Source organism: Mesorhizobium sangaii (assembly GCF_014207355.1).
GTDB classification, from domain to species: domain Bacteria; phylum Pseudomonadota; class Alphaproteobacteria; order Rhizobiales; family Rhizobiaceae; genus Mesorhizobium; species Mesorhizobium sangaii.
Genome location: NZ_JACHEF010000002.1, coordinates 563,000 through 588,034 on the forward strand (window position 1 = coordinate 563,000; position 25,035 = coordinate 588,034).

The window sequence follows — 25,035 nt, forward strand, 5'->3', positions numbered from 1 at the left end:
GCATGACGCCTTTCGGCGAGAAACTGCGGACGCTCAGAAGCGAGCGCGGCGTCAGCCAGAAGGACATGGCGGCGGCGATCGGTGTCAGTGCCGCCTATCTGTCGGCGCTGGAGCATGGCAGGCGCGGCGCACCGACCTGGACGCTGATCCAGAAGATCATCGGCTATTTCAACGTCATCTGGGACGATGCCGAGGAACTGGCGCGGCTGGCCGAAGCCTCGCATCCGCGCGTCAAGCTCGACACGTCGGGCCTCAGTCCCGCCGCCACCGAGCTTGCCAATCTCCTGGCCGAGAACATCGAGAAACTGGACGAGGCGGAACTTCTCCGCATCACCGCCTCGATCCGCGCGGCACTGGGCCGGCAGCCGTAGCTACGCGCGCCCGCTGACCTGAAGAGCTGTCCGCCGGCTGGCCGCCGTGTTGAGATCATTTCTTGCCGGCCGCGCCGCCCTTGTCTCCCCGGCCGCCATTGTCATTGTGGCCTCGACCACCATTTCCACCGCCCAGGCAGTTCGAGTCGCCATTGCTGCAACAGCGTCCGCCCCACAGGTCGTTGGTCGACGTCTTGGCGCAGCCTGGGATGGTCTGATCGGCCAAAGCGGATCCGGCCAGGGCCGATACCGCGACGGCGGCGAGAAGGGTATTTCGCAAAAGTGCAGTCATCTGAAGTCTCCATGGTTGGTTTCTATCCACGGCTGTGTGTCGTCGGCCGGGAGGAAATGGTTCATGGAGAGTGCGGAATTGTGGGAAGCGCGAGTGCAGAGCTTGATGAGAGCGTCTTTCTCCCCGTCACTATACGGGGAGAAATGTCCGGCAAGACAATGAGGGGCGGCGCCGAGTTTCGGTATCTATCGAAAGCAGCTGAAGAGCCGTCTTTACTGAACCGAGCCGACCAGGACCTGCTGGCCACCGCGGATCGAGACCCAGCGGCCGGTGTTGTCGATCGCCTGCCGCTTGAGGAAGCGGTAGCCGGTCAGGTCCCACGACTTGACCCTGTCGTTCAGATTGTCGAGCACATAGTCGCCCTTGTCGGTGCGCACCGTCAGCACCGCATGGCCCTCGCCGTCGGGCTTGCGCACGACGGTGATCAGAAGGTCGGCAAGCGAGATGCCCATGCGCGAAAGCTCGCGCCGCTTCTCCAGCACATAATCCTCGCAGTCGCCGACGCCCTTGTCGGGATAGGCCCAGACTTCGTCCTTGCCGTAGATTTCCATGTCGCTCATCGGCTTGACGGCGGCGTTGACCCTGGCGGTGACGTTGATCAGCTTGCGCATCAGCCCGTCGGTCATCGCGACCGGCGCCAGATTGCTCGGGCGGATCGAGCATTCGCCCGGATGGAGCTTGCAGAAATCATAGTGGCCGATCGGCTGCGAGGTGAGGCCCCCGGTCGCCATTGCTCCGGCCGCCAAAGCCGGTGCCACCCAGCCTCCCGTTGCTGCCAGCCCGGCCGCGACGTACACGCGCAGCCTTCGCGCCATCGATGAGGATATCATTGTCCCCGTCCACCCTTTGTTATTAACGAAAGGTTAAAGGGGATTTACAGTCCGTGTCAATTACGACGACGGGTCGGATTGATGGCATGGTTACCCGAGGGGCAGAACAGCGGCACTTGTGCAACAGAATCGGCTGCAACAGATCGGCCGGCCGGCCGCCTTTTGCCAGCCAACTGGCCCGGATTGTCGCTTCGGCAGCCTATCGTTTGGCGACGCGGACCAGCTTCGGCTTCACCGCAACGCGGTTCTGGCGGCCATAGCTGGTGATGAAGTCGACGATGCGCGGCACGATTTCGGAGCGGAAGCGTGAGCCGTTGAACACGCCGTAGTGGCCGACCGCCGGCTGCATGTAGTGCGCCTTCTTGTCGGCAGGGATGTTGGGGCACAGATCGTGCGCCGCCTTGGTCTGGCCAAGGCCGGAAATGTCGTCGTTCTCACCTTCGACCGTGAACAGGGCGACGTTGCGAATATCGGACGGATCGATCCTGGTGCCGCGATGCGTCATCTCGCCCTTGGGCAAGGCATGGCGCACGAAGACCGTGTCGACGGTCTGCAGGTAGAACTCCGCCGTCAGGTCCATCACGGCCAGATACTCGTCGTAGAAATCGCGGTGCTTCTCGGCATTGTCGCCGTCATGCTTCACCAGGTGCATGAAGAAGTCCTTGTGGGCGATGATGTGGCGGTCGAGATTCATGCTCATGAAGCCGGACAGTTGCAGGAAGCCCGGATAGACCTCGCGGCCGAAGCCCGGCACCGGCCACGGCGCCCGCATCACGACATTGTCGCGGAACCAGTCGATGCCCTTTTCCTCGGCCAGGAGATTGACCGCGGTCGGGTTGCGGCGGGTGTCGATCGGCCCGCCCATCAAGGTCATGGTCGAGGGCACGAAAGGGTCGCCGCGCGTTTCCATCAGCGCCACGGCCGCAAGCACCGGCACGGAAGGCTGGCACACCGCCATCACATGGGTGTCGGGGCCGAGCGCGTGCAGCATGTCGATGATGTAGTCGATGTAGTCGTCGAGATCGAAACTGCCGTCGGCGAGCGGCACCATGCGGGCGTCGACCCAGTCGGTGATGTGCACGTCGGCATAGGGCAGCATTGCTTCGACCGTGCCGCGCAGCAGCGTCGCGTAGTGGCCCGACATCGGCGCTACGATCAACAGCTTCGGGTCCGCCCGGCGCCCGGCGGGCACGGCGCGTTCAAAGCGGAGGAGATTGCAGAATGGCCGCGACCACACGGTCTTCTCGGTGACTTCGACGCTCTTCCAGTCGACCACCGTCTTGTCGAGGCCGAATATCGGCTTGCCATAGCGGCGCGTCGTGCGCTCGAACAGTTCGGCGGTCGCCGCGACCGAACGGCCCCATGATGTGTGCGAAATCGGATTGAGCGGATTGGTGTAGAACATGCGCACCGCATCGGCATAGAGGCGCGCGGGCTGCATGGCGGCGTGGTTCATTTCATAGAGCTGGTAGAACATTGAGAACCCCGCTGCTGCCTGCGACTGAAGGGACGACGAGCAGCGTCATGCCTTGAATGTCTCGCGGGGAAGTTAACAACTAATTGCTGCGATGCAATACGTCACGTGGCGTGACTAACACTTCTTTCGTCCAAAGCCTTGAAAATCCGGCCTGAACGGCGCAGCCGGCTCACTGTGCGGCGCGAAGTGTGTAAGAAATGTGTCTGGCCCTAGTGCCGGACACCCGACCATGATTCCCGAAAAGTGGATTGCGGTTTTCTCGGACAAACGGAAAACCGTTTTGTCCAGAGATCATGGTCCAGGCAAGGGCAATATCAGACGCGCGCCATGCAGACGGCGGTGTGGCCGGAACCGATGAAGCCGAGCTGGCCGGCGGCACCCTTCGACAGGTCGAGCACGCGACCCCTGATGAACGGGCCGCGATCGTTGATGCGCACGATGACGCTGCGGCCGTTGTTCTGGTTGGTCACCCGAAGCTTGGTGCCGAAAGGCAAGGTACGGTGGGCGGCGGTCAGTGCCGACGGGTTCATGCGCTCGCCCGATGCGGTTTTGGAGTGCAGGGCGTACCAGGAGGCACGGCCGCACTGGCCGGCGGCGGCTGCCGAAGATGCGCCGGCCATCAGGCCAGCAACCAGCGTTACCGCGACAAGCGCGGTCTGTTTTGTAGTATTCATATCTGGGGGATGGCTCCGTTTTTGACAGACCCCAGCCGTTAGGTGTCGAATAAGGCGTGAAATGCGGCAATCATCTGGCGGTTCCATGGCAGTGGCACACGTTTGGAGTCGCTGGGTAACAGTCTGTTAGGGATTTTCGGCAGGGCGGTGATCAGTTATCGATGATCTTCGTGCCGGTATCGGCGGCTTGTTTGAAAAGATCGAACGACAATATCCAAGTAGAGGCCGAAGCGTTCGGACCATTTCCTTTGCCTCTTTCATCGCTCTCGTCACGCCGCAACCGATCGACTTCGAAAGGGAGATCCGTCAATGAGACTGACCAAAAATCTGCTGGCGTTGATTGTGTTTGCCGTCGGCGCGGTGTGGTCGCTGCAGGGCATCGGCGCGGTCGGCGGAAGCTTCATGACCGGCCAGTCGCAATGGCTCTACACCGGCCTCGTCACCATGCTGGTCGGCCTGGTCGGACTGGTGTGGGCAAACCGTTCGGGCAGGTGAGCTGCGATGTAGGACAGGCGCTGTCCCGCCGACGTTTCGAAGGCAGCTTCTGCACCGACAGAACTACCCGAACAGCTGGTCGAGGATCTTTCCTTCGAGGCGGGCAAGTTCGACCGAACCGCGCCGGCGCGGCCTTTCCACCGGGACATCCAAGTCAAGCGCGATCTTGCCAGCACTGATCACCACGACCCGGTCGGCGAGCGCGACGGCTTCGGCGACATCATGCGTGACCAGCACGGCGGTGAACTTCTGGGCGAGCCAGATACGCTCCAGAAGCTGCTGCATCTCGATGCGGGTCAAGGCGTCGAGCGCACCCAGCGGCTCGTCGAGCGCCAGAATCTGCGGGTGGCCGACCAGCGCGCGGGCCAGCGCCACGCGCTGCTTCTGGCCACCGGACAATACCGATGGCCATTCGTCGGCGCGATCGGCGAGCCCGACCTCGCCAAGGATGGCGAGTGCGCGTTGCCTTGCGTCGGCGCCGGAAGCGATGCCGGTCAGCCCGACCTCGACATTCTTCACCACGCTGGCCCAGGGCAGTAGCCGCGGCTCCTGGAACATGAAGCGCGTGCGGTTGTGGCCTTCCTCGTCCGCTCCAAATGTCAGCGAACCGGCCGTCGGCCGGTCGAGCCCGGCCAGCAGCCGCAAAAGCGTGCTCTTGCCGCAGCCGCTCTTGCCGATAACGGCGACGAACTGCCCGACCGGCACGTCCAGGTCGATGCCGTTGAGGACGATCTTGTCGCCAAAACGCTTGCCCACACCCTTGAAGGCAAAGGCGCGCGGTTTCTCTCCGGTCTGCTCCGGGCGCGGCTGCGGCGCGGCGACAAACGAGCGGACGGCGGCGAGGCTGGCTGCAGGCATCGGAAAGCCTCAAGCGTTCTGGAAGGCGGGATGCCAGCCGAGCGACAGCCGCTCGAGCAGGCGGGCGAGGCTGTCGGCAAGCTTGCCGAGCAGCGCGTAGATCAGGATCGACAGCACGACGACATCGATCAGCAGGAATTCGCGCGCCTGCATCGCCATGTAGCCGAGGCCGGAATTCGCCGAGATGGTTTCGGCGACGATCAGCGTCAGCCACATGATGCCCAAGGCATAGCGCAGGCCGACGAAGATCGCCGGCAGTGCACCGGGCAGGATGACCCGGAAGAACAGGGCCGCGCGGTCCATGCCATAGACGCGGCCCATCTCGACCAGCTGCGGGTCGACGCTCTGGATGCCGAGCAGCGTGTTGACGTAGATCGGAAAGAACACGCCGAGCGCCACCAGGAACAGTTTTGCTTCCTCGTCGATGCCGAACCACAGGATGACCAGCGGGATCAGCGCGAGATGCGGAATGTTGCGGATCATCTGCAGCGTGGTGTCGGTCAGGCCCCGGCTCAGTGTCGACAGACCGTTGGCAAGGCCAAGCGCAAAGCCGATCGAGCCGCCGACGGCAAAGCCGGCAAGCGCCCGCGCCGTGCTGACGCCGATGTTGCGGATCAGTTCGCCCGAGAGCGTCAGTCGCCAGAAGGCCTCGGCGACGGCGCTCGGCGCCGGCAGCACGTTGGGTGGCATCAAACCGGCGCGGCTGGCGATCTCCCAGCCGGCGATGACCAATACCGGCAGCAGCCAGCCGATGCTGTTCCTGTGGAGGCGCCCGGAAAAGCTCATGACGCGGCCTGCAGGCGGGCGGCGCCATGGAAGCCGACCGAAAATTCGTTGGCGATGTCTTCGCGCGCCTGGAGCCGCATGGTGCCGAGCCCGAGCTTCGGGAATAAGAGCTCGGCGACGCGATAGGCCTCCTCAAGATGCGGATAGCCTGAACCGATGATGGTATCGATGCCGATCGCCTGATATTCGCGGATGCGTTCAGTGATCTGCTCCGGCGTGCCGACCAGCGCCGTGCCGGCGCCGCCGCGCACCAGCCCGACGCCGGCCCACAGATTGGGCGACACGACCAGCCGGTCACGGCGGCCGCCATGCAGGTCAGCCATGCGGCGCTGGCCGACCGAGTCCATCTGGTTGAGGAAGCGCGCCTGCGCGTTTTCGATCTGGGCATCGGTGACATGGCTGATCAGCCGGTCGGCGGCGCGCCAGGCTTCGTCCTCTGTCTCGCGAACGATGAAATGCAGCCTGATGCCGAAGCGCAGCGTGCGGCCGCGCAGTGCCGCCTTGCTGCGCGCCGAAGCCAGTTTCTCGGCCACCTGCGCTGGCGGCTCGCCCCAGGTCAGGTACATGTCGACGAGGTCGGCGGCGAGGTCTTGGCCTGCATCCGACGACCCGCCGAAATAAAGCGGCGGCCGCTCCTGCAGCGGCGCCAGGTCGAGGCGGCCATTCTCGACGCGATAGTAGTTGCCGTCGAAATTGACGCGTTCGCCCGACACCAGGCCGCGCCAGATGGTCAGGAATTCATGCGCCTGGGCATAGCGCTCGTCATGCGGCAGGAAGACGCCGTCGCCGGCGAGCTCGGTCGGGTTGCCGCCGACCACTACATTGAGCAGCAGCCGGCCGTTGCTCAGCCGGTCGAGTGCCGCCGTCTGGCGCGCGGCGAAGGTCGGCAGCGTCACGCCGGGCCGCAGTGCCACGAGGAATTTGAGTTTTTCGGTCAGCGTCGCGAGGCCTGTCGCGGTGATCCAGGAATCCTCGCAGTTCTGCCCGGTCGGCAACAGCACGCCGGGAAAGCCGAGCCGGTCGACCGCTTGGGCGATCTCCTTGAAGTAGCCGAACTCGGGCGGCCGCTGCTGTTGCTCGGAGCCGAGATAGGAACCATCGCCATGCGTCGGGATGAACCAGAAGAAATCAAGTGGGCCGGCTGGCGCGGTCATGACGGGCCTTTCGGAGATGCAGGCTAAAACGGGAAGCGGCGCCGGGCGGTCTCACCCGGCGCCGCCTGGCAGAAAATCAGTTACCTGGTGCGGTCCACACCGCGTCGGAAATCCGCACTGCGTTCGGGATCAGCCCGAGTTTGTAGAAGCGGTCGGCGGTCGCCTGTTGGCCGGCGATGATCGCGTCGGTGATCGGAAAGATGCCGAATTTGGTGCGGTTGGCGGCGATGGTCTGTGCGTCGAGCGGCACGCCGGTCACCTCGTGCAGGGCGGCGGCCACCTTGTCGCGATTCTGGTCCGCCCATTTCGCCGCCTCGCCAAGTGCGGCGATCGTCGTGGTGACGATCTCGGGATGCGCCTTGGCGAAATCCTTGTTGGCGAGGAAATAGGTGTTGACCTTGAGCACCTCGCTGGAGCGGGCCAGCACACGCGGCTGGTAGCGGGTTTCGGCAATGGCGAAGAATGGATCCCAGACCGCCCAGGCGTCGATCTGGTCGCTGGCGAAGGCGGCGGCCGCGTCGGCCGGGCTGAGATAGACCGGTGTGACCTGGTCGAAGGGAACGCCTGCCTTTTCCAAGGCCGCGACGAGCAGATTATGCGCACTGGTGCCCTTGCCGACGCCGACGCGCTTGCCCTTGAGGTCGGCGACTGACTGGATCGGCGACGCCGGCTTGACGAAGATCGCCTCGCCGTCGCCATTGGACGGCAGTGCCGCCGCATAGACGATGTTGGCGCCGGCCGATTGACCGAAGATCGGCGGTGCGTCACCAGTCCAGCCGGCATCGATGGCGCCGACATTGAGCGCCTCGACCAGCGGCGGCCCGGCTGTGAACTCGACCCACTTCACCGTGACGCCCTTGTCGCTCAGCGCCTTTTCGATCAACTGCTGCTGCCTGGCGATCACCGGCAGGCCGGTCTTCTGATAACCGATGCTGAACTGCTTCAGCTCCTGCGCCGCGGCGCTGAACGACATCGCAACCGTCGCCGCCATCAGGCCGACGCCGAAAACACGTCTTGTTAGATTGAACATGATCCCTCTCCTTCGATGCGGATCGGCGTCGGGAAATGTCCTCGCCGGGTGGAAGATGGATCAGGCTATGTAAGTCTATAAGTTTAGTAGAGGAACGATTTTGCGAGTTGGGGCGAGGGGATGGAATTGTTTTCCGCCGTTGGCGGGACAGCGCCTCCCTCTGCCCTAGAGGGGAGCGCGAAGGAACGCCAACGCTCGTTCGTCGTCGCTACGTTCGTGCACGGCCGAGGCCGGCAATCATTGCGACCAGTATTGCCAGGCCCAGTAAAAACTCTCGTCACGCGGTGGCAGGCGGTCGCGCGCGGCGTCCCAGCGCACCGGCGCCGGCGATCGCGGGCCATCCTCTTTTGTCCGTTTGTCATTGGACGCCAGGCCCAGCAACCAAGCGCCGAAATGGCTGAACAGCACGGCGGTGGAATGGGTCATCGTCGTTCCCCCTTTTCCGATCATTCCTTTCCCGCCTTGAGATCGTCGGCCAAGGCCGGGCTGAGGAAGGCGGCACCGGCAAGGGCTGCCGACGAAAGCAGGATGTTGCGTCGCGACATGGTGGACTCCTGAAAAAGGGAAAACCGGAATGCCCCATGATAGTCATCTAATTCTATCGTTCTTGTAGAGTTAAATCCTTCCAGCCAAGGTGGAGTTGTTAGAAAAAATGCATCGGTGGTGCGGCTGCGGTGGGCTACATCAGGTGCCGCGTTGGCGCAGAACTTTTTATGCCTGCGGGACCAAGGATCGCTGCGTCGCTAAGCCAGGAACGAGAATTCCCGCATTGACCCCGTCAGGCAAATCCCTGCCTCAGACAGCTGTGGATTTAGAAACCTGTTCCGCGAGTTCGAGGGTAAGTATAGTAATCTTATCGACATTGGGAACTGGAGGCGACGATGAGCGGCCACCGTATCGCGATGATCGCTGACAACGCAGTTTGGCCGCGCGGCTGTGTCCCTGCGGGCACAAAAGCCTGCCAAAATGGCTATTGCGCCTGAAAACGAAGCAAAATCAACAGCTGTTGGCTTGTACATCATGTCACTAGAATTTATGTGTCATGGCAGCTTGGACGCGGCGGGGTCGCAGGTCGGGCGTTTGGCCACCGATGGTTTCGCGCCGTCGCATGACAGAGAAATTTTGATTTCATGCTCACGAAAAAGGGCAAGTACGGCCTCAAGGCGCTCGTACACCTCGCTCGACTGCCGGTCGGACAGCTCGCTTTTGTCAACGACATCGCCACTGGCAACAACATCCCGAAGAAGTTTCTCGACGCCATCCTCGGCGAGCTGCGCAATGCCGGCTTCGTCCAGAGCCGCAAGGGTAAGGAGGGCGGCTATCGCCTGGCGCGGCCTGCCGACGAGATCAAGGTGGGCCATGTCGTGCGCGTGCTCGACGGGCCGCTGGCGCCAATTCCTTGCGCCAGCCGCACCCAGTATCAGCGCTGTGAAGATTGCAACGAGGCGACATGCCAAGTCCGACATCTGATGCTCGAGGTCCGGCAGGCGATCGCCGAGGTGCTCGACCAGCGCAGCCTCGCCGAAATGCGCGACATGGCTGGCGACGAGCTCTCGACAGCGTTGAAAATCCAGGCCTGAGACCGGCGTTTCGTCCAAGGCAGTCCTGCGCATGACCGGGCGCGCCAACTCGATCATCATTGTCGGCGGCGGCGCCAGCGGCGTCGTGATGGCCGCGCATCTCCTGAAATCGCCCAATCCCGATCTGCGCGTCACGCTGATCGAAAGGCGCCCGCATTTCGGCCAGGGCATCGCCTATTCGACGCTGCTTTCGGCGCATGTGCTGAATGTCAGTGCCGCTGGCATGAGCGCCTATGCCGACGATCCCGGCAATTTCTGGCGCTGGCTGCTGGAGCGCGGCCTGGCGACCCCGGAACAGGCGCCGGTCTACGCACCGCGCAGCCTCTATGCCCGCTACCTCAAGGAACTGCTCGACGAGCTGGAAACGCGCGAACGCGAAACCGGCCGGTTGCGCCTGATCCGCGAGGAGAGCCTGTCGATCACGCCGACCACGTCCGGCGTCGAGGTTGCGCTCGCAAACGGCACCAGCGTCGTCGCCCATCTCGCCGTGCTCGCCACCGGCCATGACGAGGAGCCGGCGCAGGGGCACGCGATCAGGATGGGCTCGGAAGCCGACACGGCACTTGCCCCCGACGGCCGCGTCATGGTGCTCGGCACCGGTCTCAGCATGGTTGATGCCTATCTCTCCCTGGAGCAGCGCGGCCATCGCGGCGACATCGTCGCGGTGTCGCGGCGCGGCCTGCTGCCCTCGCCGCATCGCAAGGGCAATCCGATCAAGCTCGACGTCGCCGACATTCCGCTCGGCACGCAATTGTCCTATTTCGTCGGCTGGTTCCGCGACCTGATCAAGGAGAACCAGAAGGCCGGTATCGACTGGCGCGACGTCGTCGACGGCTTGCGGCCGTTCAACCAGAAGATCTGGCAGAACTGGCCCGCATCCGCCAAGCGCCGCTTCGTCGAACACACCAAGGCCTGGTGGGACATCCACCGCCATCGCATGGCGCCCGAAGTCTATGCCCGCGTCACCGAGGCCGTGCAATCCGGCCGCATCCGCCTGGTCGCCGGGCGCGTCGTCGACATCGCCCGGAACGGCGACTTCACGGTCCAGGTCCAGTCGCGCCACACCCAGATCCTAGAAACATTCGAGGTCGCCCGCATCTATGATTGCTCGGGCATCGTCAGGGACATCTCGACCTCGTCCAACAGCGTCGTGCGCTCGCTGGTCGACCGTGGCCTAGCGCGGCCGGACCCGCTGCGCATCGGCCTCGACGTGTCGGCCAATTGCGAGATCATCGCCGGCGACGGCACCGTTTCGGCCAAGATCCTGGCCGTCGGCCCGCTGACGCGCGGCACCTTCTTCGAGATCGACGCCATCCCGGATATTCGCGTTCAATGCGCCAGGCTGAGCAAGCGATTGCTGGGCTAGGAGCCTAGCCGCCTAGCGCCTCGCAAACGAGGCGCGCCGTCTCGGCGCCCGAGAAATTCTGCTGCCCGGTGATCAGATTGCCGTCTCGCACGGCAAAAGGCCGCCAAGGTCCGGCCTGGATATAGTTGGCGCCGATTGCCTTCAGCTCATCCTCGATCCGCCACGGCATCAGATGCTTTCCAGGCTCGAGCGCGCCCATCTCCCAGGTCGCCTTGTCGGCAAAATCCTCCTCCACATTGGCGAAGCCCGTCACCGTCTTGCCGGCCACGAGCAGTGATCCGTCCGCGCGCCGGGCATAGCGCAGCAGCGCGGTGCCGTGGCACAAAGCGGCGGCAACCTTGCCGGCGTCATGGAAGGCGACGAACGTCCGTTGCAGGCCTGTCGCGTGCTCATAGGTGAACATCGGCGCCTGGCCGCCGGCGACAACAATCGCGTCGAAGCTTTCGACCTCGATTTCCGCCACCGGCCGCGTGTTGTCGACCAGGGCCGCAAGCTTCGGGCTCGACAGGAAGCCGAGCGAGATGAGGTCGGTCTGCGAATAGCCCGATGCATCGCGCGGGTCGCTCAGCGCATCGGCCTCGCATTTGCCGCCATCGGGCGAGAAAATCTCCACCACATAGCCGCGTTCGGTGAAGGCGAACCACGGGTGGGTGAGCTCGCTCCACCAGAAGCCGACCGGCGACCCGGTCGTGGTCGAGAGTGCCGGGTTGGCGATGACGATCGCCACGCGCTTCGGGTTCTTCGCATCGACCGGATTGGCGTCCCGCACACTCATCGTCGCTTCCCCCTTTTAGCCTGTTGCCGACTGATACGGACGCGGCCCTGCGCTGCCTAGCTGGCCAAATGGCTGGCAAATTCCGCTTCCGTCGCTCCCGGGCCTTGCCTACGATGCGTGCATGACCCAACGCGGGAGACTTTACGGCTGCCCGGTCGAGTTCGCGCTCGATGCGCTCGGCGGCAAATGGAAGACGGTGATCCTGGCGCGGATCAAGCAACAGCCGCTGCGTTATTCCGAACTGCGGCGGACGATCCCGTCGCTGTCCGACAAGATGTTGACGCAGCGGCTGGCCGATCTCGTCGACATCGGCGCCTCGCAACGAACGAGATGGTGCGTCGAACGATCGCTGGCCGTGCCGAGGACATCGGCCTGTCAGGGCGAAGCCGCCAGATTGTGGAATGACATTCTCCATCTGGCCGGTTGATTGGCACGATCTATCTTCTTTCCAACTGCAAAGGGCTGGAAAAGAGGATACGCTGCCGCTCTGCCCCGAGGCGGTCGCTTGATCATGGAGCATCGATATGAGCGAGCAGAAGATCGCCGCGGCTGGCAGTGCGCCCCCGGAAAGCGCAACGTCCCGCCTGCGTCCGCCCTATGCGTCGGTACTCGACCTGATCGGCCAGACGCCGGTGGTCGAGCTGACCAAGTTCGACACCGGCAAGTGCCGGCTGTTCATCAAGCTCGAAAGCCAGAACCCCGGCGGCTCGATCAAGGACCGCATCGCGCTGTCGATGATCGCCGCCGCCGAAAAACAGGGCAAGCTCAGGCCGGGCGGCACCATCGTCGAGGCGACCGCCGGCAATACCGGCCTCGGTCTTGCCCAGGTCGGCATCCCCAAGGGCTACCGCATCGTGCTGGTCGTGCCCGACAAGATGTCGCGCGAAAAGATCCAGCATCTGCGCGCGCTCGGCGCTGAAGTGCGCATGACCCGCTCCGATGTCGGCAAGGGCCACCCCGAATACTATCAGGACATGGCCGAGAAGATCGCCGCGGAAGTGCCGGGCGCCTTCTATGCCAACCAGTTCGCCAACCCGGCCAACCCGCTGGCGCATGAGACGACGACCGGTCCGGAAATTTTCTCGCAGCTCAACGGTGATGTCGATGCGGTGGTCGTCGGCGTCGGCTCCGGCGGCACGCTGACCGGGCTTGGCCGCTACTTCGCCAAAGTGTCGCCGAAGACCGAGATGGTGCTCGCCGATCCGGTGGGCTCGGTGCTGGCGCCGCTGATCAAGACCGGCAAGATGGAAGAGGCCGGCAGCTGGACGGTGGAAGGCATCGGCGAGGATTTCGTGCCGCCCAATGCCGACCTGTCGCTGGTGAAAAAGGCCTACGCCATCCCGGACAAGCAGAGCATGCTGGCAGTGCGCGACCTCTTGTCGAAGGAAGGCATTCTCGCCGGCTCGTCGTCGGGCACGCTGCTGTCGGCCGCCCTGCGCTATTGCCGCGAGCAGACGGTCGCCAAGCGCGTCGTCACCTTCGTCTGCGACAGCGGCAACAAATATCTGTCGAAGGTCTTCGACGATTTCTGGCTGGCCGAACAGGGCCTGGCCGAGCACGAGCAGCATGGCGATCTGCGCGACCTGGTGATGCGCACGCACCGCACCGGCGACACCGTTTATGTCGGCCCCGACGAAAGCCTGCTCAATGCCTATGGCCGCATGCGGCGCTCCGATGTCTCGCAACTGCCGGTGCTCGACAATGGCAAGCTCATCGGCATCGTCGACGAGAGCGACATCCTCGCCCATGTCGACGGCCCCTATGACGGCCGCTGGGAGCGCTTCAACGGCCCGGTGCGCACGGCGATGACCTCCAATTTGCACACGCTGCAGGCCAGCCAGACGCTCGACGCTCTGCTGCCGGTGTTCGACCGCAACGAGGTCGCCATCATCTTCGACGGCGACGAGTTCGTCGGCCTGATTACCCGCATCGACCTGATCAACCATTTGAGGCGCGCACGATGACCAGCCACACCCCGCCACTGGGCAAGAATCGCCTGGCCTTCTCGACGCGCACCATCCATGGCGGCCAGAGCCACGACCCGCTGACCGGAGCGGTGATGGTGCCGATCTACGCCACCTCGACCTATGGCCAGCAGTCGCCCGGCGTGCACAAGGGTTTCGAATATGCCCGCAGCCAGAACCCGACGCGCTTCGCCTTCGAGCGCGCGGTGGCCGACCTTGAAAGCGGCACGGCAGCTTTCGCCTTTGCCTCCGGGCTGGCGTCGATCGCCACCGTGCTCGAGCTGCTCGATGCCGGTGCCCATATCGTCGCAACTGACGACATCTATGGCGGCTCCTTCCGGCTGATGGAGCGGGTGCGCAAGCGCTCGGCCGATCTCAAGGTCAGCTTCGTCGACTTCACCGACCTTGCCGCCGTCGAGGCGGCGATCCGCCCTGAGACGAAACTGCTCTGGGTCGAGACGCCGACCAACCCGCTGCTGCGCATCGTCGACCTCGAAGGCGTCGCCGCCCTCGCCAAGCGCAAGGGGGTCCTCACCGTCGCCGACAACACGTTCTGCAGCCCCTACATCCAGCGGCCGCTGGAACTCGGCATCGACATCGTCGTCCACTCGACGACCAAATATCTCAACGGCCATTCCGACATGGTCGGCGGCGTCGCGGTGGTTGGCGACAACAAGGATCTCGCCACCCAGCTGAAATTCCTGCAGAACGCCATCGGCGCCATCTCGGGCCCGTTCGACAGCTTTCTGGCGCTGCGCGGCCTAAAGACGCTGGCGCTCAGGATGGAGCGCCATTCCGCCAACGGCCTCAAGATCGCGCAATGGCTGGAGGCCCGCAAGGACGTGCGCCGCGTCATCTATCCCGGCCTCGCCAGCCATCCGCAGCACGCTGTCGCGGTCCAGCAGATGCACGCCTTCGGCGGCATGATATCAGCAGTGCTCGACCGTGACCTCGCCGGCACCAAGCGCTTCCTCGAACGCACGCAACTGTTCACGCTGGCCGAAAGCCTCGGCGGGGTCGAGAGCCTGATAGAACATCCTGCGCTGATGACGCACGGCTCGATCCCGGCCGAGAAACGGTCGGAGATCGGCATATCGGATTCGCTGGTGCGGCTGTCGGCGGGCATCGAGGATGGCGATGATCTGATTGCGGATCTGGACCAGGCGCTGGGGGCGTGAGCGCACGCCGCTCGCACGCGTGAATACTTGCCAATGGCGGCGCTACCCCTCATTGCCCTGCCGGGCATTTCTCCCCGTATAGTGACGGGGAGAAAGAGGCTGGCCGCAACGTTGGCGATTGGCGAAAGCGTAGATGAATGCGTCCCTCGCCCCGTTTACGGGGAGAGGATGCCGGCAGGCAGGTGAGGGGCGGCGCCAACCTCTCGCAATATGGGTCCACCATCCCCGTTGACCCCGGACCCCATCTGCCCGAATTGTAGCGCCCCATGGCAGCGCACGCCCCACCAAAACCCGCCGAGACACCCCTCACCTTCGCCGTGCTGGTGTTCCCCGGCTTTCCGATGATGGCGTTCAGCTCCGTCATCGAGCCGTTGCGCGCCGCCAATGTGCTGGCCAGGCGGCAGTGCTATCGCTGGATCATCGTCGGGGCGACCCCGGGCCCGGTCGAGGCCTCGAACGGCGTCGTCATCCAGCCGGGCTTTTATGCCGGGGACGCGCCGAAGGTCGACCGCATCGTCGTCTGCTCGGGCGGCGACGCCGACCACCTCGTCGCCGAGGATGCCGCGACCTGGATCCGCAAAAGCCTGCGCAATGGCGCCCATATCGGCGCGGTGGCGGATGCGGCGTTCTTTCTGGCGCGCGCGGGCCTGCTCGACGGCCATGCCTGCACCTTGCACTGGACCAGCCAGGCCGCCTTCACCGAGGCGTTCCCCAACATCGAGCTCAGGCGCGACCTCTATGTCATCGACCGCAAGCGCTTCACCTCGGCCGGCGGCGTCGGCAGCCTCGACATGATGCTGGAGATCATCACCCGCGACTATGGCGCCGAGCTTGCCGCCGGCGTCGCCGAATGGTTCGTGCACAGCCAGCTGCGCTCCAGCATCGACCGCAAGATGATGCCGCTACGCCTGCGCACCGGCGTCCAGAACGAGCTGGTGCTGTCGGCCATCGCCATCATGGAGGACGCGGTCGAGGAGCGGCTCGGCATGGCCGAACTCACCGCCAGGCTCGGCGTCTCGTCCGACAAGCTCGAACGCTCCTTCCGCGCCGAACTCGCCATCTCGCCCAACGGCTACTACCGGCGGCTCAGGCTGAAGCGTGCCGCCGACCTTTTGGCGCATTCGACGCTTGCCGTGCGCGACGTGGCACTGGCCTGCGGCTTCGCCTCGATGTCGAGCTTTGCCCGGGCTTTTCGCGAGGAGCATGGCCATCCGCCGAAGCTGGCGCGGCGGCATTAGCTTTCGGATGCTGGCGGGACAGCGCCCCCCTCTGTCCTGCCGGACATCTCCCCCTCAAGGGGGGAGATCGGATGTCCCTTTGCTTTCGCCAATTTTCAATTGCGAAGAAAAAAAGCACCGAAGATAAAACCGCCAATCTCCCCCCTTGAGGGGGAGATGCCCGGCAGGGCAGAGGGGGGCGCGAAGGGTCGCGGCGCAACCGATTACCAGCGGCATCCCGCATAACCCCTGCGGTTTTCCGCACAATCCATCCGGCTCTCATGCGCCATGGTCAACCCTCGCAACCCAGCCAAGGCCACACACCCATGAGCATCGTCGTTTTCGACCCCGACAGCACCGAGGATGTCGACTTCAAGGATCGCATGCGCCACCCGGCGGCGGCCGATCCGGCCGGCGGCATGTGGCTGTCCGACACCGAGCCGTCCTTCATCGATGCCGACGCCCTGCGCAAGGGCCGGCTGGCCAAACTGCGCGGCTGGATGCGTGAGGCTGGCTATGGCGGCGTCGTGCTGTTCGACCCCTACAACCAGCGCTACGCCACCGGCTCGCGCAACATGTTCGGTTATTTCCTGCGCAACTCGACCCGCTATTTCTTCATCCCCACCGTCGGGCCGATCGTGTTGTTCGAGTATCCGCAGAGCTACCATGTCTCGATGGTGCTCGACACGATCGACGAGGCGCGTCCTTCCAAGCTGGTCTGGTCGTCGGTGTCAGGCCGCGACGACGAGGCATCAGGCCCCTTCGCCGACGAGATCGCCGAGCTTTTGAAGCAGCATGGCGGCGGCTCGATGAAGCTCGGCCTCGACCGCTGCAGCCATCTGCAGGCACTCGCCCTGGAAAAGCGCGGCTGCGAAGTCCGGGATTGCCAGGGCGAGATCCTCGCCGTGCGCGCGGTCAAGACGCCCGAGGAAGTCAAATGCCTGCAAGTGTCGATGGCCGGCGCCGAGGCCGCCGTCTATGCGGTGCGCGAGGCGATCAAGCCCGGCGTGTCGGAAAACGACCTGTTCGCCATCATGTATGGCGAGGTCATCCGCCAGGGCGGCGAATTCATCGAGACCCGGCTGCTCACCTCCGGCCAGCGCACCAATCCGTGGTTCAACGAGGCCAGCGGCCGCAAGATCCGGCCCGGCGAATTGTTGGCGCTCGATACCGACACCATCGGCTGCTACGGCTACTATTCCGACTTCTCCCGCACCTTCCGCTGCGGGCCGGGCAAGCCGACGCCGTATCAGAAATCGCTCTACCGCATGGCGCACGACCAGGTTCAGCACAACATTTCGATCGTCAAACCCGGCATGGCCTTCCGCGAGATTGCTGAAAAGGCCTGGAAGATCCCCGACCGTTTCGTCGATCAGCGCTACACCTCGGTCATGCACGGCGTCGGCATGCATGGCGAAACGCCGTTCATCGCCCACGCCATGGACTACGAGACCTATGGCCGCGACGGCCATATCGTGCCAGGCATGGTGGTGAGCGTGGAAAGCTATATCGGCGAGAAGGGCGGCCGCGAGGGCGTCAAGCTGGAAGACGAGATCCTGATCACCGACACCGGCACCGAACTCCTGTCGCGCTTTCCGTACGAGGACGAGTTTTTGGAGAAGCAGGTTTGATGGTGGTTGGCAGGCGCGGACGTGATGGTGGGCCCTTGGCGATTAGCAGGAACGCCCATCGCGTCGTCATCCTAGGGCGGAGCAAGGAGCGCAGCGACGCGGCGCAGACCCTAGGATCCATGCCGCGACGTCCGAGCGCTGCCACGGTGCTGATCTGTATCGCTGCACTAGTCGATCAACGACACGGCATGGATCCTCGGGTCTGCGCGTCCGCTTCGCTCCCGCTCCGCCCGTGGATGACGAAGTCGGGGACGGTTCGGCCAACCCCCTACGGTATTAGCCCGCTAAGGACGAGTGTGACGCCTCTTGGAGGCGCAGCGTGAAAACCCCCATAGCCCTCAAGCGCGGCGCGGTGGCCGCGGTGTTCATCGACCTGCAGGAAGAGCACCGGCAGGACCCCCGCTATCTGGTCGAGGGCTTTGGCGAGATCCTCGCCAACGTCCGGCGCCTGCAGGCGGCGGCGCGGCACAACCATGTGCCGCTCTACCACTGGGCCTACATCGTCGATCTCGACAGAGAGGCACGGCCGTTTCATCCGCTCGATGCCGATGGCAAGTCGGCCTTTTCCGACAAGAGCGACCCGCTGACCGAAATCTGCCATGAGGTGGCGCCCGCCAAGGGCGAGGCCTTGCTGGTCAAGGCCGAGGCGAGCGCCTTCCGGTCCGGTCCGGCGGCTCGCGACCTCAAGTCGGTCGGCATCGAATGGCTGGTCGTTGCCGGCGTCTGGACCGAGGCCTGCATAGACGCCACCGTGAAGGACGCCATCGCCAAGGGCTTTCGCGTGCTGCTGGTCAAGGATGCCTGCGGCAGCGGCAGTGCCGCCATGCACCAGACCGGCATCCTCAATCTCGCCAACCGGCTCTATGGCGGCGCCGTCACCGACACCGAAGGCGCCTGCCGCCTGCTGGCGGGTGAAAGCGTCACCGCCTGGCAGGTCGAAGGCTCGGTGCCGCTGCGCTTCACTTTTGAAAACGCGGCGGAGCTCTACGCCGAGCTATGACGGCCGGACCAAGCATCAGCCGCGGCAAATACGAAACCCGGCTCGACCCGGCTTTGTGGGCCTATATCGACGCGGTCAACGCCTGCTATCCGCCAGAGATCATCGGCCTGCCGATCGACAAGCAACGCGCCGTCTACGACAGGATGTGCCGGGCCTTCCATCCGGGCCGCCCGCCAGGGGTCAAGGCCAGCGACGGCCTGATTGCCGCCGCCGGCCGCGACATCCCGGTCCGCCGCTACCAACTTGCCGGCAGGGCGGCAGCGGCCATGGTGGTCTATTTTCATGGCGGCGGCTTCATCCTCGGCGGGCTCGACAGCCATGACGACATCTGCGCCGAAATCTGCGCTGGCACCGGTTTTGATGTGCTGTCGGTCGACTACCGGCTGGCGCCGGAGCATGTCCACCCCGCCGCCTTCGACGATGCGGTCACCGCCTTCGAATGGGCAGCGGCGGCCACCGGCCTGCCGCTCGTGCTGTGCGGCGAAAGTGCCGGCGGCAACCTCGCAGCAGGGGTGGCGCGGGCGACAGGCCGTGGCGCCGCGATCGGCCAGGTGCTGATCTATCCCGGCCTCGACGGCGACGAGCGCACCGGCTCCTATGTCGAGCACGCCGACGCGCCGCTGCTGTCGCTGCACGACATCGCCTTCTACCGCGACGTCCGCTCGACCAAGGCGCAATCGCCAGACGATCCGACCTTCTCGCCCTTGCGCGGCCGCGATTTCTCCGACCTGCCGCCAACGGTGATCGTCACCGCCGAATGCGACCCGCTGTCGTCGGATGGCGAGACCTATCGCGACCGCATCCTGGCCGCCGGCGGGAAGGCGTTCTGGCTGGAGGAGCCGAGACTGGTGCACAGCTTCCTGCGCGCCCGCACGACCGTGCCGGTGGCGGCGGAATCATTTGCGCGGATCATCGCTGCTGTCGCTGCGCTGGGCCGGGGTGAGTGGCCGTATTAAGGTTCGACGGCGGAGCGCCAATCTCCCCCCTTGAGGGGGAGATGCCCGGCAGGGCAGAGGGGGGCGTGAAGGATCGCCAGCCTTCGTCTCTGATCATCCGAAATCTGTTTGCGAGCGCAGCTTGGAATTGGCTGAGAGGTCGGCGGGACAGCGCCCCCCCTCTGTCCTGCCGGACATCTCCCCCTCAAGGGGGGAGATTGCTGTACTTCGGCTTTCGCCAATCATGGCGCAAGCCGACCACCCCGTCGCCCCCTGCGGAGCACCGCACGATCAGTGCGGAAAACCGAACACTCCCCAACGTCACCCCGCCCTATCATTCCTGTCCAGCCAATGGCGCCCCGGCGGTCGCGTCCGCCCCCGCGTCTGTCGACCGGCCGGGGCGCCCAACAAGAGGGAACGACGATGAAATTCATGCTGACCGACAGGAAACTGCACCCCCGGGCCAAGCCCGTCGCCGACGATTTCAGGACAGGCGGCATCAGCCGCCGCGAATACCTCGCGCTGATGGCCGGCCTCGGCGTCAGCGCCGCCGGCGCGCTGGCGCTCGGCGGCCTCGTCCCTACCGCGGCCCGCGCCGCCGAACCCAAGCGCGGCGGCACCTTGCGTGTCGCCATGAACGTCAAGGGTTTCAAGGATCCGCGCACCTTCGACGGCGTCGAAATGTCCAACGTCGCCCGCCACTGCAACGAATATCTGGTGCGCTGGAACACCGACTTCTCCTTCGAGCCCTGGCTGCTCGAAAGCTGGGAGGCGAGCGACGACGCCAGGACGCTGACCCTGCATGTGCGCAAGGGCATCACCTGGTCGAACGGCGATGCCTTCAACGCCGACGACGTCATCCACAACCTGACCCGCTGGTGCGATGCCTCGGTGCCGGGCAATTCGGTCGCCGCGCGCATGGGCGCGCTGGTCAATGCCGACACCAATAAGCTTGTCGATGGCGGCATCCAGAGGGTCGACGACTTCACCATCAAACTCAATCTGCCGAAACCCGACATCTCGCTGATCGCCGGCATGGCCGACTACCCGGCGTTGATCATGCACCGTTCCTATGAGGGCGACGGCGACCCCATGAAGGCGCTTTCCATCACCACCGGCCCGTGCGAGCTGGTCAGCTGGGATGCCGAGACCGGCGCCGAGGTGAAGCGCAGGGACAAGCCCTGGTGGAAGGGCGAATTCTGGCTCGACGGCATCAAATGGATCGATTACGGCTCCGACCCCAACGCCATGCTGTCGGCCTTCGAATCCGGCGAGATCGACACCGACCACGAGACCGCCTCCGATGCCGTCTCGCAGACCGACAAGATGGGGCTGAAGAATTCCGAGATCGCCACCGGCTCCACCATCGTCGCCCGCTTCAACGTCGGCAACGCGCCCTATGACGACGCCAAAGTGCGCCGCGCCGCCCAGCTCGCGGTCGACAATTCCGCCGTACTGACGCTCGGTCTCGGCGGCCGCGGCAAGCCCGCCGACAATCACCATGTCGGCCCCATGCATCCCGAATATGCCGATATCGGCCCGGCCAAGCGTGACGTTGAGGGGTCGAAGAAACTGCTCGCCGAGGCCGGCAAGGCCGACCATGAATTCGACCTCATCTCCGTCGACGTCGAATGGCAAAAGAGCACCGGCGATGCGATTGCCGCGCAGATGCGCGAGGCTGGCCTGAAGATCAAGCGCACCGTGTTGCCCGCCGCCACCTTCTGGAACGACTGGAGCAAATACCCCTTCTCCTGCACCGAATGGCTCGGCCGCCCCCTCGGCGTCCAGGTGCTGGCGCTGGCCTATAAATCCGGCGCCGCCTGGAACGAAAGCGCCTATGCCAATCCAGAGTTCGACACCCTGCTCGACAAGGCGCTGGCGACGCCCGACGCCAAGGCGCGCAAGGAGATCATGGGAAAAATCGAGCAGAATCTGCGCGAGTCCGGCATCATCATCCAACCCTACTGGCGCTCGGTCTACCGCACCTACCGCAAAGGCATCGAAGGCTGCGAACAGCACCAGGCGCTCGAGCAGCATTTTGAGAAGGTGTGGATTGAAAGCTGAGCCTTCCTGGCGAGACAATCACCGAAGCCGGCGCCGCCCCTCATTGCCCTGCCGGGCATTTCTCCCCGTGAACGGGGAGAAAGAGGCTGGCAGCAACGCAGGCGCCTTTTTCAGCAACACAGACAATTGGCGAAACCCTCAATGACAGCGTCCTTCTCCCCGTCCCTATACGGGGAGAAGATGGCGGCAGCCAGATGAGGGGCGGCGCCACCGCTCATCTTCCCTTCTCCCCCTTCGGGCCCGAAGGGCGGGCGAGGCCCGTGACTCGCCCAGGGCGGTGGATTGCCGCAAAGCGGCAAGACGGATGAGGGGTGTTCCAGCTTGGCGATACATCAACAGCGCGGCGCACCGACCTCACCGCCCAGGCCTCACCAAAGTCCAGATCCACCCAACAAAAGTCAGCACCAGGAACGGATAGCCCGCGGCGGGCAGCGGCGACGAGGTCGGCAGCAAGGGCGCGCCCCACAGGATCATGCCCACCGAGGCGACAAACAGCACGGCGGCCACGACAGCGGTCAGCCGCATCCAGATCGCAAAAGTATTCGGCGCGCTGACCATGACAAGTCCGGCCGCCCAAAGCGAGATGCCGCCGGCATAGGAGGGAACGCTGGCCTGCAGGCCCGCCGCGTTGCCGGCCAGCAGCAGGCTCTCGCCCGCGAGGAAGGTCAGGAACCCGGCCGCGACGCAGTCATTGCCCAGCCGCTGATACTTCATCGTCAGCAGCGCCGTGGCCACCACGAGTGCCACGCCGTCGATCGCCCACAGCGTTTCACGCAGCGCGTCGCTGCCGACGAAGGTGCCGGCGAGGCCAAGAGCGCCACCGATGGCCAATCCAATCGCGGCGACGGTGTCCGGAAGGCTGCAACGCATTTGTGATCTCCCCAAATCAGCCACAAGAATACGTCAGGGGCGGGGCGTTCTCAAAGGGGGGCCGCGCGAAGCGGAGCAGAGTGTAGAGAGGTCGCCAGCGGCGGGAAAATGGCCGACCATGCCGGTACCGCTCCGGTGCTACGCAAGCACTATCCTCTTAATGGGATATTTCCCCGCTAGAGATAGCATACGAAAGCTTTTGGAAAAACTCGGGCGTATCGGATCCGGAAGCGCTATATATGAGCTCATCGACGTCGGTCTTAAACTCTATCCCGAGCAAAGGATTAACAATCTTAATAGCTTCGTACGAGCCTCCATTTTCAAAGTACCGCAGGGCAGCATAAACAATCACCTGTCGTAAGTCATGGCTACGAAATTTCCTATCGACGTACTTCATCTCTACTAAAGTATTAGAGAACTCAAAATCGCCTTTGCAGCTTCCAATAATTCCGTGACCTCGATATTTTGGGATAACAACCCCGTTGATAGATACGCCCTGCGCCAAGAAATAGTTACGCAGCCATCCGGACAAGCTATCCACTTCGTCGGCTTCGGCTTGATCCAATTCATCGCTATCAGTACCGAAGTCAGCGACATTGGATCTTAAAAACTCTAGAGCGCATTTAACTGCCCGTGGCCTCAAAACTGTCACGTGCTCAGTTGGCTGTCGAACTGACTCAAAAAAAAGAAAATAGCCGGCTTCGCTGATCAAATCCCGCCTTGAGGGGCTAGCCTTCGAAAAGACCGGCTCACTTATGCGGACGTAACCTAGATTCATCGATCGCGTCACGGCCTCCAAATTCGGAAGCGTGCTTCGCCAGAAATTCGAAAACTGCGACGCAAACAACCTTTCGCTTATCATACGGCTAGCGGCACGTTCGGTTTCTCAGATCTCCAATCCCGGACGATCATTTCAAAGGCGTCGAACCTACTTTTCATATGGTCGCGCCAGTGTGAGCCTTCGTCAACCATCGAGTACGAGGCCAGTATGAGCGCCCTCCGCTGCCAGCCCGAGATCGCTGCGAAATTTGCCTTGAACATAGACAACCAAGCAAAATTTCCCCAATTCGCAAAAATCATAATTATGTCACGACGCACCAACTCAGATGGTTCCCGATCAAAGCAGCGATGCAGATAGTTTCGATTAGAAATACTGTTGGATTTTCCTATGATACGATTCGCATAAGCCACATGCATATCTAGTGCCATTACCTCATGGCCGCTGTCGTAAAGATCAACAAGGCGGGCACAAACCTCTGCCTTTTCCTTTGCGCCGAGCTCGTCTATCACTTGATATATGGTTTGAAAAACGGTCGGCGCGATAGGGTAGAGGGCATCCATATTGTCGAGCATCGACAGCATGGCGCCGTATTTAGCATTGGCACTCACTAATTTGAGTGCTTCAACTATCTTCCGAGTGGTTGGTATGTGAACCCGAGTTTGAGACAATTGCTCGTTCAGAAGCGCAACAACGTCTATTCCTTGAAGTTCGTCTTTGAGCTCTTCATATTGCTCTGCCGCATTAGGTGTATAAGGATCGAATCTGAGAGTCAGAGACATCAGTCGCTGAGTTGGCGATCGCGTGTCATTGTCGTCGCCCTTTATCTGAGATAGAACATTTTTAAACTCAGAGGTAGTCAGTATTCTAGTTTTTGATTTCTGAAGGGATAGCCCCTCATTGTCTAGTGCCTTATATATTTTAACGATAACTTCGTGAGCTTCCTTCTTGCTGCTACAGAATACATGATAGTCGTCAGCGTAGCGAAAAAATTTAATGTCCGAGCTAAAGAGATATTGATCCGAATTGTTTAACGCAAGCTCGGACAGAATACGTGCGGCCGGGCCGCCAATCGGGAGTCCAGCCGACCTCGTGCCCGTGAGGTGGCTCATATACTCCAGAATAATCTTCCGAATAGGCGGTTGAGAGCCAATTATGCGCAGCGAATTATCAAGTTTATGGTGACTTGCACGCGAATAGCAGTCAGCTATGTCGCAGGTAACAACATATTGGTGCTTTTCGCATTCGGCGACTGAGTTCGAAATGAAATCTCTCCAAGACACAGCTCGGCTAAAAAGCTCGCCAGATAGATAGCTGGTTTCGTTCAGTCGGTAGGAGAATACACGATCCGTCCCAAGCCGAGATGCCTCGATGGCTTCTGCTATCGATAGGACACAACCTAGTAGAAATGCATTCCAAATCGGGTCTAGCTGCGACGCCCACCTAAAACCGGAATGATGGACGGCGACTAGAGATCGAATGTCATCTGGTGGATTCTGAACAAAGAAATTGTCAAATTCTGCATAGATGTCTACAAGAAGTTTGACAACGTCCGCTTTTTTATCCTGAATTATTCTGTTTTCGATTGGAAATGGAAATATATCCGTGTCGCCGTATCGGTATATATTATCTATAGCGGCTTCGAAAAATTTCTTCATAAATCCGTCGATCAAAGGAGGCGCCCGAAGGGCTGGAGGATGATCGACTGAT

At 62.9% G+C, this 25,035-nt stretch carries 25 protein-coding genes; 12 read left to right on the forward strand and 13 right to left on the reverse strand.

The genetic code is table 11. The features are described 5' to 3' along the window. The first annotated feature begins 2 nt into the window (after positions 1 to 2). Positions 3 to 371, forward strand: coding sequence for a helix-turn-helix domain-containing protein (locus HNQ71_RS11815; protein WP_184872748.1), 369 nt, complete (start codon positions 3 to 5; stop codon positions 369 to 371). Between the two features lie 55 nt (positions 372 to 426). Here the strand turns inward: HNQ71_RS11815 and HNQ71_RS11820 are convergent, their stop codons facing one another. The 4 genes from HNQ71_RS11820 to HNQ71_RS11835 form a co-directional block, all read right to left on the reverse strand. Continuing rightward, positions 427 to 663 carry a hypothetical protein gene (locus HNQ71_RS11820; protein ID WP_184872749.1) on the reverse strand — a complete coding sequence of 79 codons (237 nt, stop codon included), beginning with the start codon at positions 661 to 663 and terminating at the stop codon, positions 427 to 429. A 212-nt stretch (positions 664 to 875) separates the two neighbouring features. Next, on the reverse strand, positions 876 to 1,493 hold the full coding sequence (locus tag HNQ71_RS11825; protein ID WP_184872750.1) for a transglutaminase-like cysteine peptidase: 618 nt from the start codon (positions 1,491 to 1,493) through the stop codon (positions 876 to 878). A 199-nt stretch (positions 1,494 to 1,692) separates the two neighbouring features. Continuing rightward, complete coding sequence (locus tag HNQ71_RS11830) at positions 1,693 to 2,970, reverse strand: polyhydroxyalkanoate depolymerase (RefSeq protein ID WP_184872751.1); 1,278 nt, start codon at positions 2,968 to 2,970, stop codon at positions 1,693 to 1,695. A gap of 314 nt (positions 2,971 to 3,284) precedes the next feature. Then, positions 3,285 to 3,644 carry a septal ring lytic transglycosylase RlpA family protein gene (locus tag HNQ71_RS11835; protein ID WP_184872752.1) on the reverse strand — a complete coding sequence of 120 codons (360 nt, stop codon included), beginning with the start codon at positions 3,642 to 3,644 and terminating at the stop codon, positions 3,285 to 3,287. Between the two features lie 309 nt (positions 3,645 to 3,953). Here HNQ71_RS11835 and HNQ71_RS11840 point away from each other — a divergent pair, with 309 nt between their 5' ends. Continuing rightward, the gene (locus tag HNQ71_RS11840; RefSeq protein ID WP_184872753.1) at positions 3,954 to 4,139 is read left to right on the forward strand and encodes a hypothetical protein; all 186 of its coding nucleotides are present in this window, start codon (positions 3,954 to 3,956) and stop codon (positions 4,137 to 4,139) included. 63 nt (positions 4,140 to 4,202) lie between these two features. On the opposite strand, the gene HNQ71_RS11845 is transcribed toward HNQ71_RS11840, so the two are convergent. The 5 genes from HNQ71_RS11845 to HNQ71_RS11865 all read right to left on the reverse strand — a co-directional run bounded on the left by HNQ71_RS11845 (position 4,203) and on the right by HNQ71_RS11865 (position 8,393). Beyond that, a complete protein-coding gene (locus HNQ71_RS11845; RefSeq protein ID WP_184872754.1) occupies positions 4,203 to 4,997 on the reverse strand; it encodes an ATP-binding cassette domain-containing protein in 795 nt (264 codons plus the stop codon). Between the two features lie 9 nt (positions 4,998 to 5,006). Next, positions 5,007 to 5,783 carry an ABC transporter permease subunit gene (locus HNQ71_RS11850; protein ID WP_184872755.1) on the reverse strand — a complete coding sequence of 259 codons (777 nt, stop codon included), beginning with the start codon at positions 5,781 to 5,783 and terminating at the stop codon, positions 5,007 to 5,009. Then, the gene (gene ssuD / locus HNQ71_RS11855) at positions 5,780 to 6,937 is read right to left on the reverse strand and encodes an FMNH2-dependent alkanesulfonate monooxygenase (protein ID WP_184872756.1); all 1,158 of its coding nucleotides are present in this window, start codon (positions 6,935 to 6,937) and stop codon (positions 5,780 to 5,782) included. The genes HNQ71_RS11850 and ssuD overlap by 4 nt, the downstream gene beginning before the upstream one ends. Before the next feature lie 76 nt (positions 6,938 to 7,013). Further along, entirely contained in the window at positions 7,014 to 7,928 is a 915-nt protein-coding gene (locus tag HNQ71_RS11860) for a sulfonate ABC transporter substrate-binding protein (protein WP_246461560.1), read from the reverse strand. 276 nt (positions 7,929 to 8,204) lie between these two features. After that, a complete protein-coding gene (locus tag HNQ71_RS11865; protein WP_184872758.1) occupies positions 8,205 to 8,393 on the reverse strand; it encodes a hypothetical protein in 189 nt (62 codons plus the stop codon). A 704-nt stretch (positions 8,394 to 9,097) separates the two neighbouring features. Between HNQ71_RS11865 and HNQ71_RS11875 the strand changes: the two genes are divergently transcribed. Next, positions 9,098 to 9,547 carry an RrF2 family transcriptional regulator gene (locus HNQ71_RS11875; RefSeq protein WP_184872759.1) on the forward strand — a complete coding sequence of 150 codons (450 nt, stop codon included), beginning with the start codon at positions 9,098 to 9,100 and terminating at the stop codon, positions 9,545 to 9,547. A gap of 31 nt (positions 9,548 to 9,578) precedes the next feature. Beyond that, on the forward strand, positions 9,579 to 10,913 hold the full coding sequence (locus HNQ71_RS11880; protein WP_184872760.1) for an FAD/NAD(P)-binding protein: 1,335 nt from the start codon (positions 9,579 to 9,581) through the stop codon (positions 10,911 to 10,913). Positions 10,914 to 10,917: 4 nt separating this feature from the next. Here HNQ71_RS11880 and HNQ71_RS11885 read toward each other — a convergent pair whose 3' ends face one another. Further along, complete coding sequence (locus HNQ71_RS11885; RefSeq protein ID WP_184872761.1) at positions 10,918 to 11,688, reverse strand: type 1 glutamine amidotransferase domain-containing protein; 771 nt, start codon at positions 11,686 to 11,688, stop codon at positions 10,918 to 10,920. Between the two features lie 121 nt (positions 11,689 to 11,809). On the opposite strand from HNQ71_RS11885, the gene HNQ71_RS34830 reads away from it, so the two are divergent. The 8 genes from HNQ71_RS34830 to HNQ71_RS11925 all read left to right on the forward strand — a co-directional run bounded on the left by HNQ71_RS34830 (position 11,810) and on the right by HNQ71_RS11925 (position 21,677). Further along, complete coding sequence (locus tag HNQ71_RS34830) at positions 11,810 to 12,115, forward strand: winged helix-turn-helix transcriptional regulator (RefSeq protein WP_246461473.1); 306 nt, start codon at positions 11,810 to 11,812, stop codon at positions 12,113 to 12,115. 97 nt (positions 12,116 to 12,212) lie between these two features. Next, entirely contained in the window at positions 12,213 to 13,652 is a 1,440-nt protein-coding gene (locus tag HNQ71_RS11895; RefSeq protein WP_184872762.1) for a pyridoxal-phosphate dependent enzyme, read from the forward strand. After that, a complete protein-coding gene (locus tag HNQ71_RS11900; RefSeq protein ID WP_184872763.1) occupies positions 13,649 to 14,830 on the forward strand; it encodes a trans-sulfuration enzyme family protein in 1,182 nt (393 codons plus the stop codon). Before HNQ71_RS11895 ends, HNQ71_RS11900 begins: the two co-directional genes overlap by 4 nt. 266 nt (positions 14,831 to 15,096) lie before the next feature. Continuing rightward, positions 15,097 to 16,068 carry a GlxA family transcriptional regulator gene (locus HNQ71_RS11905; protein WP_184872764.1) on the forward strand — a complete coding sequence of 324 codons (972 nt, stop codon included), beginning with the start codon at positions 15,097 to 15,099 and terminating at the stop codon, positions 16,066 to 16,068. A 305-nt stretch (positions 16,069 to 16,373) separates the two neighbouring features. After that, positions 16,374 to 17,678 (forward strand): M24 family metallopeptidase, encoded by a 1,305-nt coding sequence (locus HNQ71_RS11910; protein ID WP_184872765.1) that lies wholly within the window; start codon positions 16,374 to 16,376, stop codon positions 17,676 to 17,678. A 319-nt stretch (positions 17,679 to 17,997) separates the two neighbouring features. After that, entirely contained in the window at positions 17,998 to 18,678 is a 681-nt protein-coding gene (locus tag HNQ71_RS11915; RefSeq protein ID WP_184872766.1) for an isochorismatase family protein, read from the forward strand. Beyond that, positions 18,675 to 19,634, forward strand: a complete 960-nt coding sequence (locus HNQ71_RS11920; RefSeq protein WP_184872767.1) for an alpha/beta hydrolase — start codon at positions 18,675 to 18,677, stop codon at positions 19,632 to 19,634. The genes HNQ71_RS11915 and HNQ71_RS11920 overlap by 4 nt, the downstream gene beginning before the upstream one ends. A 402-nt stretch (positions 19,635 to 20,036) precedes the next feature. Beyond that, a complete protein-coding gene (locus HNQ71_RS11925) occupies positions 20,037 to 21,677 on the forward strand; it encodes an ABC transporter substrate-binding protein (protein WP_184872768.1) in 1,641 nt (546 codons plus the stop codon). 354 nt (positions 21,678 to 22,031) lie between these two features. Here the strand turns inward: HNQ71_RS11925 and HNQ71_RS11930 are convergent, their stop codons facing one another. The 3 genes from HNQ71_RS11930 to HNQ71_RS11940 form a co-directional block, all read right to left on the reverse strand. Next, positions 22,032 to 22,547, reverse strand: a complete 516-nt coding sequence (locus HNQ71_RS11930; RefSeq protein ID WP_184872769.1) for a hypothetical protein — start codon at positions 22,545 to 22,547, stop codon at positions 22,032 to 22,034. Between the two features lie 157 nt (positions 22,548 to 22,704). Next, entirely contained in the window at positions 22,705 to 23,259 is a 555-nt protein-coding gene (locus tag HNQ71_RS11935; RefSeq protein WP_184872770.1) for a hypothetical protein, read from the reverse strand. 146 nt (positions 23,260 to 23,405) lie between these two features. Continuing rightward, positions 23,406 to 24,983, reverse strand: coding sequence for an RNA-directed DNA polymerase (locus HNQ71_RS11940; RefSeq protein ID WP_184872771.1), 1,578 nt, complete (start codon positions 24,981 to 24,983; stop codon positions 23,406 to 23,408). Positions 24,984 to 25,035 lie beyond the last annotated feature (52 nt).

Coding starts and splice junctions, on each gene's coding strand:
- HNQ71_RS11815 (WP_184872748.1), top strand. CDS start 3: ATGACGCCTTTCGGCGAGAAACTGCGGACGCTCAGAAGCGAGCGCGGC.
- HNQ71_RS11820 (WP_184872749.1), bottom strand. CDS start 663: ATGACTGCACTTTTGCGAAATACCCTTCTCGCCGCCGTCGCGGTATCG.
- HNQ71_RS11825 (WP_184872750.1), bottom strand. CDS start 1,493: ATGATATCCTCATCGATGGCGCGAAGGCTGCGCGTGTACGTCGCGGCC.
- HNQ71_RS11830 (WP_184872751.1), bottom strand. CDS start 2,970: ATGTTCTACCAGCTCTATGAAATGAACCACGCCGCCATGCAGCCCGCG.
- HNQ71_RS11835 (WP_184872752.1), bottom strand. CDS start 3,644: ATGAATACTACAAAACAGACCGCGCTTGTCGCGGTAACGCTGGTTGCT.
- HNQ71_RS11840 (WP_184872753.1), top strand. CDS start 3,954: ATGAGACTGACCAAAAATCTGCTGGCGTTGATTGTGTTTGCCGTCGGC.
- HNQ71_RS11845 (WP_184872754.1), bottom strand. CDS start 4,997: ATGCCTGCAGCCAGCCTCGCCGCCGTCCGCTCGTTTGTCGCCGCGCCG.
- HNQ71_RS11850 (WP_184872755.1), bottom strand. CDS start 5,783: ATGAGCTTTTCCGGGCGCCTCCACAGGAACAGCATCGGCTGGCTGCTG.
- ssuD (WP_184872756.1), bottom strand. CDS start 6,937: ATGACCGCGCCAGCCGGCCCACTTGATTTCTTCTGGTTCATCCCGACG.
- HNQ71_RS11860 (WP_246461560.1), bottom strand. CDS start 7,928: ATGGCGGCGACGGTTGCGATGTCGTTCAGCGCCGCGGCGCAGGAGCTG.
- HNQ71_RS11865 (WP_184872758.1), bottom strand. CDS start 8,393: ATGACCCATTCCACCGCCGTGCTGTTCAGCCATTTCGGCGCTTGGTTG.
- HNQ71_RS11875 (WP_184872759.1), top strand. CDS start 9,098: ATGCTCACGAAAAAGGGCAAGTACGGCCTCAAGGCGCTCGTACACCTC.
- HNQ71_RS11880 (WP_184872760.1), top strand. CDS start 9,579: ATGACCGGGCGCGCCAACTCGATCATCATTGTCGGCGGCGGCGCCAGC.
- HNQ71_RS11885 (WP_184872761.1), bottom strand. CDS start 11,688: ATGAGTGTGCGGGACGCCAATCCGGTCGATGCGAAGAACCCGAAGCGC.
- HNQ71_RS34830 (WP_246461473.1), top strand. CDS start 11,810: ATGACCCAACGCGGGAGACTTTACGGCTGCCCGGTCGAGTTCGCGCTC.
- HNQ71_RS11895 (WP_184872762.1), top strand. CDS start 12,213: ATGAGCGAGCAGAAGATCGCCGCGGCTGGCAGTGCGCCCCCGGAAAGC.
- HNQ71_RS11900 (WP_184872763.1), top strand. CDS start 13,649: ATGACCAGCCACACCCCGCCACTGGGCAAGAATCGCCTGGCCTTCTCG.
- HNQ71_RS11905 (WP_184872764.1), top strand. CDS start 15,097: ATGGCAGCGCACGCCCCACCAAAACCCGCCGAGACACCCCTCACCTTC.
- HNQ71_RS11910 (WP_184872765.1), top strand. CDS start 16,374: ATGAGCATCGTCGTTTTCGACCCCGACAGCACCGAGGATGTCGACTTC.
- HNQ71_RS11920 (WP_184872767.1), top strand. CDS start 18,675: ATGACGGCCGGACCAAGCATCAGCCGCGGCAAATACGAAACCCGGCTC.
- HNQ71_RS11925 (WP_184872768.1), top strand. CDS start 20,037: ATGAAATTCATGCTGACCGACAGGAAACTGCACCCCCGGGCCAAGCCC.
- HNQ71_RS11930 (WP_184872769.1), bottom strand. CDS start 22,547: ATGCGTTGCAGCCTTCCGGACACCGTCGCCGCGATTGGATTGGCCATC.
- HNQ71_RS11940 (WP_184872771.1), bottom strand. CDS start 24,983: ATGAAGAAATTTTTCGAAGCCGCTATAGATAATATATACCGATACGGC.